The following is a 10,530-nucleotide window of genomic DNA, read 5'->3' as shown; positions in this document are numbered from 1 at the left end:
ATGACGGTTCAGACTTCAGGATCCGTGACGCTGGAAATTGGCCCCGCCGGGGATCGTCGCAAGATCGTCCTCGATGGTCAGGTCGGCAACCAAATTCAGGTCGGTTTTCGGGCCAAAGATGGTGATAAGGAGATCAAGGTTGGTACCTTCACCGATGTTGTCGGGACTGTTGCCACAGCACTTGGCGCAGGCGCCGATTTTCAGACCGAGTTCGAAGCCCGGCTGACCGACCTTGAAGCAATCACTCCATTGAAACCTGTGGTGATTGAGCTGCGGGACGCTCAGCTTTTCGTCACCGATCTCGCACTTCAGGCGAACTACGACGAGGGCGCAAGTACTTACAAATTCCAGAGCGGAGCCTTTGGTTTTCGCGTAGAATTCGCGCAATTGGAACTCGGTCCTGTCAAACTCGTCGGGTTTGGAGTGTTGTTCGAATACACCGAAGACGCCGCTGGCGTGGGTGTGGGCGTGATGCGAGCATTACCCAAATCGTGAGGCACTAATGCGCCCAATTCCGCTGATTTACCCGCACTCCGTCTGGCGATAGCGATGACCACTGGTACCAAGGCAATTACTGTCCAGAGTGAAATCTGGCTGTTTGAAATCCCGTTCATGCTGACCGGGTTATTCAAGGATTCCGGCGAAGATAAGCTCGTGCGGTTCAGCGTCAGAGTAGGAGAAAAGACGCTCGGTGAGGTACTACAATATGTTCTCAATGCCGTTGGTGGACCGCGCCTTGCACTCGATCCCCCTTGGAATGCAATCGAGAAGATTCGGCTCGACAGTTTTGAATTCATCATTGAACTGCGCAATGGTGCCACCTCTTATGGCCTGGTTTATAATCAGCTTGATGTTGATCTTGGCTTTGCGAAGTTCGACAAGCTCGAAGTGCTCTATTCGGCTGCCGCGAGCCGGTCGCTCGATGTAAACATCTTTGGCTCGTTCTTAGGTGTTGATTTCAGCGACAATCCGATCAGCTGGGACGCTTTAAAAGAGAAGCCGCCGCAATCCCCATCTGAATCCAAAGCGGTGTTCAAGCTTGACTACCTCGGGCTTGGTCAGCGGGTCACTTTGCGCGATGTCACGCAATACGAAACCATCGGCGCGGTTATGGATGCATTAAAGACATCCCTGTTCGAGGCAGATCCCAATGAACTGAATCCGCTCCATACGAACGACCAGACTAAGCTCGTCTATGACGAAAGCGCTGCCTGGTTAGTGGGCGCAGAATTCTCCGTCCTCGAGACATTCGATTTCCAAGGCCTATGGAATCTTCCCACGCTCGCGGGCGCGCGGATCGCCTTGCGTGGGGAACGCGCAAAGTCGCTCGCTGGCTTTGAATTCGAGATACTCTATCGCAAGATTGCCGAAGATCTGGGCCAATATCACATCGAGTTAGTCTTGCCCGATGTGCTGCGCCGATTTCAAGCCGGTGCAGCCTCTGTCACACTGCCGATCATAGCCATCGAAATCTACACTGATGGCGGTTTCAAAATTGATCTCGGATTCCCAGAAAACCTCAATTTCGAGCGCTCTTTCGCAATTGAGCTTATGGTCGGTCCGATCCCGGTTACGGGGGCACTCGGCATATACTTTGGACGTCTGAGTCCGAAGGCTGTGCCAAACTTACCAGCAATCACCGGAGGCAATTTCGGACCTGTTATCATCGTCGGCGCGGGTTTCCGCATTGGCGTCGGAAAATCGATTAAGGCCGACATTCTCGAGGCTAGCTTTTTCCTGGGCATTGAAGGTCTGATCGAAGGCGTTGTCGGCTTTTTTGAGCCATGGGAGAAGTCTGAGCCAAAGGCGACATACTACCGCGTTTCAGGTACTTTGCAGCTAACGGGTCACATCTACGGCAAGGTCGACTTTGCGATCATCAGTGCCGCAGTCAACATCTATGCTTACATCTCGGTGTCAGGGACTTTTGAAGCCTACCGCGCGACAGTTCTTGCGTTTGAGGCTGGCGTCAAAGTCCAACTAACGGTCAAGATCAATCTCGGCCTCTTCAAGATCCCAATCGAGCTTTCGTTCTCCGCGACAATTCGCGAAGAGGCTGTGATCGGCACGGATGAGCAAACGCCATGGCTGCTTGAGGGGGATGTCGGAACCACGTTGAAGGAGCGCCTTGGTCCTGTTGGCTATCGGCGACTCCCAACGGGTGAAACCGTGGCCGACCCGGTTTTCGCCCGTATGTTGGACTGTGATTTTGATTGGGATAAAGCTGCAGCTGCTCGCGTTCAGGACCTATTACCGAGCATGCTGGCTGAGCCGCGAGAGCCAGAGGAGTTTAAACTCTATTTCCGACCTATTACGTCATTGGGCCTCAAAGACGATCGCCCCGGGAAAACTCCAGACCCCGCCCTCGGCGAGGTCAATCTCGTCGCCGCCTTGATGTTGCGCACATCGCGTGAAGGCGAAGAAAGTCTTTCACCAGCAGAAAAATTCTCGGAATTGGTGTTGCGGTTTGGGCTGACCAAATCGCGCAAAAAGGCATGGCTCGCCGGGGCTGAACTCGCTGACGATGTGGTCACCTTGTCCGAACTGACATGGCTTCAGGATCACCTCGAAGGCGCAAATCCACCAATTGTAATCGCGCCGACTGATGTCGAGAAATTCTTCACCAAGTGGGCTGCTCCGGTCATCGAATTGGCGCCCTGGACCGATACCGGCCCGACGTTGACCCCGTTTCCTATGATCCCGTTGATGAGTGTTTCAGCAGGGGTGAACGAAGCGGAAAGCTATCGCTTCGATTTCGAGAACGGCCCGTTATGTTCGGAAGCTTACCAGCAGCACATTCGCGAGTATTTCCAGAACCTTGACCCCATGCGCAATTCCGAAGGGACGCCCGTGAATGCGGTCGTCAGTGACGAAGGCGATGCACTTTCGATGGCACAATTGATCTTCATCGATTGCTTCAAGCTGACCTTGAGAAAAATTGTGGCCGATGCAGTGGAACAACTCACGCTCGCAAATCTTGTTGCGGGTGGGCGATCAATCCCCAAGATCGCCCAGGATTGCGGCATCAATCACCCAGCAGGAATCGCGCGAATTATCGATGCCAACCTTGAGAACGACCAACTATTTCCCGAAGGTGCGGCTATCGCAGTCGCAAGAGATGGAGTGCCACTAAGCGTTGCGCCTGATCTGGTGCGCCTAGGCAAGGCCGCGAGTGTTGCGCCTCTCGCCGCTGCGAGATCGATATTCCGCCAGCCTCTGATCAGCGATCAAGCTAAGCTCACAATGCGTGGCGTGCGTCATCTCATCACAGCAGCAGACACGAAACAATCGATCATCAAGCAGTTCTATCTTACTGATTGGCAAGAGATTGAGAGCGCCAATCCGCTGATGGATTGGAGTGTACCTGAGGCGACTTCCGATCCGAACTATCCGACTTTGTCTTTGCCAGCCGGATCATGGATCGAGATCCCAGAATTCACATTACCACAGGCAGCAGACCGCTCGATTTCTGATCTTTCAGACACCTATGCTCTCACAGCCGGCCGATGTCATCTGGCAGCTGGCAAGCATCGCATTCGACACCGAACGACTGGCACAAATCGGGCTTACGACGCAAGTTGGCGAAAGCGAGACTATCGCCGCTATTGCTTCCAAGTTCGGTCAAGCATCCGATGCATTGATCGATGCAAGCCTACTTTACGATCCGACTTTGTTGTCCCCTGGGCGTGCATTAAATGTCCCAGCAGGTACCTATTTGATTGCACGCGGCGACACTCTGACATCGATAGCCGCTGCTCATCAGACCACACCGGAAGCAATCAAGCAGGCCAATGAGGTCGAGCAATGGCGGCTCACGCCTCGCCCCGGCACCACTGAAAATCTGCCAATGGGCGTGCAGATCGCCCTGCCAGCTGTAGAACATTTTGTGCCGCGTCCTGGCGATACGTTCGTCGCTGTTGCGCAGCTATTCGGTCTAACGCCGAAGGCACTTGCGCTCGCCAACGCCGAAACCCTGGTGCTTACGCCTGGGGCGTCAATCTATCTCCCATCGTTCACGACGACAACTGCGGCGGCGACCAGCCCCGCGAATGTTGCGAAGAGTTTCGCGGTAACGCCGAGCCGGTATTCTCCGCGCGAACCAGGGCACTTTGAGCGGCTGGGGTGAGCCCGCGCCGCTGGCCAGTGTTATTGTTCCTCATTGCGAGGAAATGGCTGAGAGCGAGTTGATTGACCGCCTAGCCAATGGCGCCAAAGGTTCGCAGCTCAACGGCGCGGCTCAAGCGCAATCACGTTTTTTGTTGGCCGGATTGCGTTTACCTGACCCAAGTGATCCTTTGAGAGCCTCTGACCCAGAGACGGACAAGCCGCTTTGGCCGCTCTATACGTTGTCGGGACAACAATGGCCTGCACCTGCCACGCCTACCGACACCTATTGGGTGAAGCTGACTTGGAATGCGAGCGAACCAGCGCAAACAATGGCGAGAGCATTGCATGAAGAAGCGGTCGACCCGGAGCCTGCTTACCTGACTTCCGATGATATTAAGCTCATCAATGAATTCCGCACACTCGGCTCGGACCCAGTGAAACTTGCGCCCGGTCCGCTGGTTCCGCACCCATATCCTGCATATCAGCAAGTCACGGTCGCAAAGACTTTTGGCGCCGCGATCCAGTGGACGATCCCGGAAGCAATCGGCTTCGGAGCCCCTCCACCAGATGAACTCGTGATCCAGCCGCTGCTGCTTGACGTTCCGATCAATATCCGCAGCGCACTTCCAACCGAACCCCAAGGGCTCGCGCCGCTCGAAGTGAGCGAAGTCAGTCCCGATCCCATCAGCGGACGCCCGGTGCGGAGAGTGATAACGAATGCCGGTTGGGCGACCGCTATCGAACTACAAATTAGGCAGTCCTTTGGCAGTGAAGATAATGGTGAGCCACTGAAAGCGACATATGAGGCGATATCGATCGCTGCACAGGGGCAGGCAGATCTCGAAGGACTGCGTAGCTACGTCCATGACTACCATGGCGAAAATCCGATCGACATCTACCTTCTCTACCCAACCGATCCGCTTTCAGCATCGGCCGATGGCCTGGATGCTGACGCGATGTCTCTAAACGCGCGTGCCAAGATCGCTTTGCTTAAGACGAACTTGTCGACATTCTCAAATCCCGTCGGCTTGTTCAGCGAGGTTCCACTGTTCGAAGACGGTGCAGACGTCGCATCTGCAACCCTCACCGAAGGCGAGCGGTTCCTCGATCTGCTATGGCAGATCAGCGTCACCAATGGCGGTGGCTTCTTCCTGAACTACCCGAATGGCTCGGACGGCCTTGGGCTACCCGACCATCTGTTCGAAGCGGGCGAGACAACGACGATCACTCTGCTGGTTGCACTAAGGGTAGGTGACCCAACTGAAAATCCGTACCTACCGACGATCCAGCCATCTAAGTTTCACAACACGCTGATCACGGCCGAAAACCTGACCAGTGCCAAAGCGACGGTCGAGATCCAAGCAACGACGAAGACGGTCGGTTATGTCGAGGGCTCGGACCCGCAGGTAACACAATCGCTCGCCAAGGTCGCCGGTACAATGCTGTCGGTCCATGAGATCGTTCAGCACAACCAATCCAACCACACCATCCTGCATCAAGGAGCGACAATAACACCTGGTGAGGGCGACTCCTACGCGATCAAACCAGGCGATGACCTGCTCGGCGTATCGCAGGCCATGGGTCTCAACCTCACGGACCTCGCAACAATTATCGAGGACCAAGATGGGCTGCTGGAATATGGTGCAGTTCTGGCCGTGCGACCTGGCTGGGTCACGGGCAAAAGCCGTGTAGAGCCCGAGCAGGGAGGGTTCGAGATTATTCGGCCGCAGCCGCAACCTACCCCCGCAGAGGCCGAGATCACGCCGGAAGAAGCGATCTATCGCCTTCAGGCAATGTTCCAGATGATGGGCTATGCGCTGGAGGGGGATGATGTGTTCTCGCGGAGCAATCATGGCCTTGCCATCATGCCAGACGAGCCGGACAACAACGATCCACTGGCTCGTTTCGGTATGGATGGCGATGCGCTTCAACCTTGGGTCTATCGCAGGTTGCTGCCGATCGCTCCGTTTGCTGAGAAGGGCCTATTTGAGCATATCGATAGCCTTGATCCTTATGGTGGGCTTGGCAAGGCCGCCAGCGTATCCTTCGGTTTTCAGGACATATTCGGCAATCGCCTTCCTTCAGCAAGCGGGGGAGCAGCGATTTCATGGAAACAGCTTTACCGCGATCCACTGGTGCCTCTTCATGCATGGCCATCGGTCAGCATCGCCTATGATGTGGCCGATTCTCGTCAACAGAGCTCTCCGCAGATCCGGATCAGGGTAAAGTTCGCGTACGGCTGGATACGTCGCACAAATCGGGCAGAGCTCCGATCGTCTCCGCAACAAAGCAATGGCTGATCAAAAACGGTTTGCGCTCGCTTATTATCAAGTCGCGGGTCAGCGAACGAACGCGGAGGTCATCACTACACTGACGAAGGGCGTATACACGCCGCTTGATACCAATCGGATAGCGGTCTTTGCGAGGGACGCCTTTAATTACCTTCAGGTAGTTCAGCAGCTTGAGCCGCAGCTGACGGCAACGAACGAGAACAGCACGCTAAAGAAGCTCGCTTCCGAAGCTGAGGTGACTCTAGGCCAGATGGCGGCACAAATTGCGACCCAGCCCTGCCTGCTACGCGCAGGTGCAACTGTGATGCTGCCCGAGCGGTTCACGGTTATGCCAAACACTTCGCTTGCCGACATTTCCAATAGGATGAATGGGGAACCCGATCCCGCGACGATCGGTGCGCTCAACGATACCATTGAGCTCGCTCCAGGAGTGCTGCTCGAGCTCAATAAACAGGAGTATGTCACCAAGACTGGTGATACGCTCAAGGGGATTACGCCGCGCGGTAAAACCGTCGCGGATATCGCCAAGGAAAACGAAGTGGTGAAGGGGCTATTCGCCCAAGGCACCGAGCTGTTCCTGGGCTTGCTCGAAATCATAATCGAGAAAGGCGATACGCTGGCAAAGATCGCAGCCAGTCACGCGGTCCGGGTTGAAGACATTGCGACCGTAAATGCTGAGCAGAAGTTTTTCGCAGAGGGAGCGCAGGTCGAGCTTCCACTGCAGCTTGCCATCCCCGCTGGCACAAAGATGGCTGCGTCCATCGTCAGCAGCCAACCGCTTGCAGAGTTTGTGAAAGAGCATGAGGGATCGATCCGCGATATCCTAACCGCAAACTCGGCCACAACCGGCTTGCTCAAAGAAGGCGCAAAAATTGTCTACAGCGCCAGCCCATCTGACGCTAAAGTTATCGAGGCAGTTGGCAAGAATGATACCTGGGCAACGATTGCGCTTAAGCTGGGTGCGCAAATCGGTGATCCCTCTCTCAAGCCTGCCGACATCGGAGCCTATCCAGCCAATGCTGACAGCACCGCGCTCTATGTTGACGATGCGTTGCTGCTGCTCCCGCCGGTCCGCTTTGGCAAAGATCTCGATGTGCCACACTCGGCTAGCACGGGCGTGGTCACCGACCGGCTAGGTGTCGAAATTCGGATCAACCGCAATGATGAAGACCTGATCGATCCCGCTTTTCGTAATCTGGCAGAAGTAGAGAGCGTGATAAGCACCGTGCCTGCACGTCTCTCTTCTGAGTTCTCGCGGACGGAACGGAGCACATTGCTGGCTTTCGCTCGGCAATTCCAGGAAACCTTTGACAATCTAAAGCTGTGCATCGGACCCGACATTTTTGCGTCCGTTTCACCGCGCGCCTTGCTATCGAAGAGCGGAGAACCAGAATCCAAGCTTGTCGCGGTGAACTGGAGCGCCAAGGGGTTCGGCGCAGAAGTGTCTGGCCCGCCACGCTTCTTCGCCCCGCGCCCTCTATTGCGGGAGCCCTGGAACAAAAAAGGCGTTTCTATCCTGCCCTATACAAGCGGCGTACCGCTCGATCCTGCAGCTTCCGTAGCGACCAATTTCAACAATGCCGATCTTGAGCGGTGGGCGATGGCGCTACTCACAAAGATCGACCGTATCCTCTATCCTGATCTAGCGGCCCCGTTGCGGGCGCTTTCGCCCGAACAATACCGTGCGATTACCGATGCAAAAGCGGCGATTGCCAAAGCGGTTTCGGGCAGTATCGATGAAATTCTAGCTCCCGATATTACGGATAACCCGCCTGATCATGCCAGTGCTGCCGAGCAGCTAGAGCAGCAATTGCTTGTTGAACTTGCGAAGACCTATCGCGGCGGGGTTGTGGCCCAATTCGCAGTTTCGGCCACAACACCTGCGGACGGGGTCTGGACATCGGACACGGCACCACGCCTGCTGTGTTCGGCAAGCCCGGTTCTCTACAAAATTCCCGATAATAAGCCGACCTTTGATGAGATAGCGAAGCATTTTGGTACCACGCCTGTCCTCCTTGGTGTGCTCTTACAGAACGTCGAAAACTTGCTCGATCCCGGCTTCAAGGTTCCAGTCGGGAAGAAACACGTCGTCACTCTTGGTGAAACGATTGCGCACGTCGCCAGAGAAGCTGAAGTTACGGTCGAAACGCTTATCGAGGCGGTTCATGATACGCCGGGCTTCCTCAAGTCGGGCGCAGAAATCCCGCTCGCTCGCAATGTAACTAAAACAGAAATCGATGAGACATATGGATCAGCTCTGGAGCGGCTTGCGCCTAATTTGACCTCCGACAACCTGCTAGACTTCTCCATCAGTATCTTTGTCCAAATGAATGGAAAAACGAAGGGAGTCTTCGAACCTAACATCTCGCTCGAATGGAAGGGCAAGGACACTTATGTCACTACAGGCAAGGAGTGTTTCGATGACCTCGTTGCCTGGTTCAATGAGACGGAAGTCGAGGTTTTCAAAAAATACCTCGTCAAAGCACCGCTGCTGAAGCCAGGAACCGAATTTACATTCCTGACACGTCTGCCCCCGGTTACTGCTTCTGCCTCGAAGATTACGCTATTCTCCGATCCTGAATATGTAAATAAACTCAACACTGTATTGGTTAACTCAATGCCAGATCAAGCCAGCAGCTTGCCGTTGCAACTCGCCTTCAAGGTGCAGGCGATGGAGTATAATATTCACGATGTTGATGATGGCGGCGACTATCAGGCATCGGAATGGTTGACCTTTATCGACCACGAGTTTGAACAGATCCCGGATGCGTTCGATCTGCCCGTACCGAACCGTCAGTTTCCAATCCCACCACAAGTTCTTGATCACGGCGTGACGCCCAGAGTCGCTGACGGCAAAGTCGATCCAGACAAGATCGGCGACATCATGTTCTATGATTACCGACTGCGCTTTGCTTTCGACGCATCGGCCCAGGATGAGATCTCCTATACCCGGTATGAGCCTGGTGCGTTCGACAGGCAGGCGCCAGAAATTGATGAACCTGTCGGTGTGGAGGCTCTTGCTGCAACGCTCGCGCAATTCCAAGCGATAGAGGATGCGCTGTTCGATGACATCCTAATTATGCGCAAATGGGAAGGTCAGCCAGGCGGCGAAGCGGAAGCGAAGATCGTCTTGAATGCCGTTCAGATATTCGCCGAGCTCGCCACCAGCGCTGGGGTACAATGGCAAAACCTTGGCACCGAAGCTTCGCAGGTCGCGTCTGGCGAAAGGTTCCGTATCCGGCAGCACAAACATCCTCGCGGCCATTCACTCCTCACGGTTACACCGGAGGGTACCACGGGGCTCGCCAGCACCGCGTGTGGCAGCATCCCCGAAGCAAGCATGCTCGGGCGGGAAACGGAAGCAGTGAAGACCGATGCCTTCACCGCGACGATGGTATCCGCGAAACACGCCTCACTTGCTGATATCGATGCAGATATTGCGGTAGAGAGTGGGGAAGTGCCGGTCCCGCGGACGCGCTTGGGCGAATTCTATCGAGTCGATGACAGGCACCTCAACTTGCTGACCTATCAACAATGTTGGGGCGGCATCTCGATCCAGCGCAATCGCCGATTGGTCGAAGGCGTTCGTACATCTGACCCGTTCCTGCTCCACATACCGGATGTTCGGACAAGCAATTACCTCACACCGACCTTTACCTATGCCCAGCGGATCAACCTTGGCACCGAAATCGGACCACTCGCAGACCGATTGAAATTGATTCTGGAGCGGATTTTCTTCCCAAGTGATGGCGGCACTGTCCCTTCACGTCAGCGCGTTTCGGCGACAATGGCGTTTACGCGGCCTTCAGCGACAGCGAACAGCGAAAAAGAGATCGATCCGGCTGACTGGAAATCAATGTTTGTGCCAGTGTCCACCACGCCATTAATCGAACTGGACAAGACGGGGGACGGTGAGCTGCCTACACCGAAGATAGCAGCTGATACCATCGCTGCGCATCTGGCCGAATTCCTGTCAGGCTATGACCTTTCACCGAACGAAAACTGGTCTTTCACACTTAAGCTTTTCAGCCATCTCAATGACAAGGACACGCCGCCGCAATTGCTCGAGATCATCGATGTCAGGGTGCGCATGTCTCAACAATAGAGACGAGACTTAACGAAGGGGAAACAT

The 10,530-nt window shown here is 55.0% G+C and carries 5 protein-coding genes; all 5 read left to right on the top strand.

The window, feature by feature from the left end; all coding sequences use genetic code 11:
• The 5 genes from AC0V6Z_RS09470 to AC0V6Z_RS09450 are packed head-to-tail and all read left to right on the top strand — an operon-like array spanning position 1 to position 10,503.
• Positions 1-495, top strand: coding sequence for a hypothetical protein (locus AC0V6Z_RS09470; RefSeq protein WP_472638268.1), 495 nt, complete (start codon positions 1-3; stop codon positions 493-495).
• A 54-nt stretch (positions 496-549) separates the two neighbouring features.
• Positions 550-3,795 carry a hypothetical protein gene (locus AC0V6Z_RS09465; protein ID WP_472638267.1) on the top strand — a complete coding sequence of 1,082 codons (3,246 nt, stop codon included), beginning with the start codon at positions 550-552 and terminating at the stop codon, positions 3,793-3,795.
• A complete protein-coding gene (locus AC0V6Z_RS09460; RefSeq protein WP_472638266.1) occupies positions 3,716-4,126 on the top strand; it encodes a LysM peptidoglycan-binding domain-containing protein in 411 nt (136 codons plus the stop codon). The genes AC0V6Z_RS09465 and AC0V6Z_RS09460 overlap by 80 nt, the downstream gene beginning before the upstream one ends.
• Entirely contained in the window at positions 4,110-6,407 is a 2,298-nt protein-coding gene (locus AC0V6Z_RS09455; protein WP_472638265.1) for a hypothetical protein, read from the top strand. Before AC0V6Z_RS09460 ends, AC0V6Z_RS09455 begins: the two co-directional genes overlap by 17 nt.
• Positions 6,400-10,503 (top strand): LysM peptidoglycan-binding domain-containing protein, encoded by a 4,104-nt coding sequence (locus tag AC0V6Z_RS09450; RefSeq protein WP_472638264.1) that lies wholly within the window; start codon positions 6,400-6,402, stop codon positions 10,501-10,503. Before AC0V6Z_RS09455 ends, AC0V6Z_RS09450 begins: the two co-directional genes overlap by 8 nt.
• The last annotated feature ends 27 nt before the right edge of the window (positions 10,504-10,530 follow it).

Source organism: Erythrobacter sp. SN6-5, assembly GCF_057364945.1.
The sequence above is the reverse complement of the archived record's forward strand: the minus strand, read 5'-3'. Positions and strand labels throughout refer to the sequence as shown.

Bases quoted from the DNA above. Each gene is read 5' to 3' on its own strand.
- AC0V6Z_RS09470 (WP_472638268.1), top strand. From the start codon at position 1: ATGACGGTTCAGACTTCAGGATCCGTGACGCTGGAAATTGGCCCCGCC.
- AC0V6Z_RS09465 (WP_472638267.1), top strand. From the start codon at position 550: ATGACCACTGGTACCAAGGCAATTACTGTCCAGAGTGAAATCTGGCTG.
- AC0V6Z_RS09450 (WP_472638264.1), top strand. From the start codon at position 6,400: ATGGCTGATCAAAAACGGTTTGCGCTCGCTTATTATCAAGTCGCGGGT.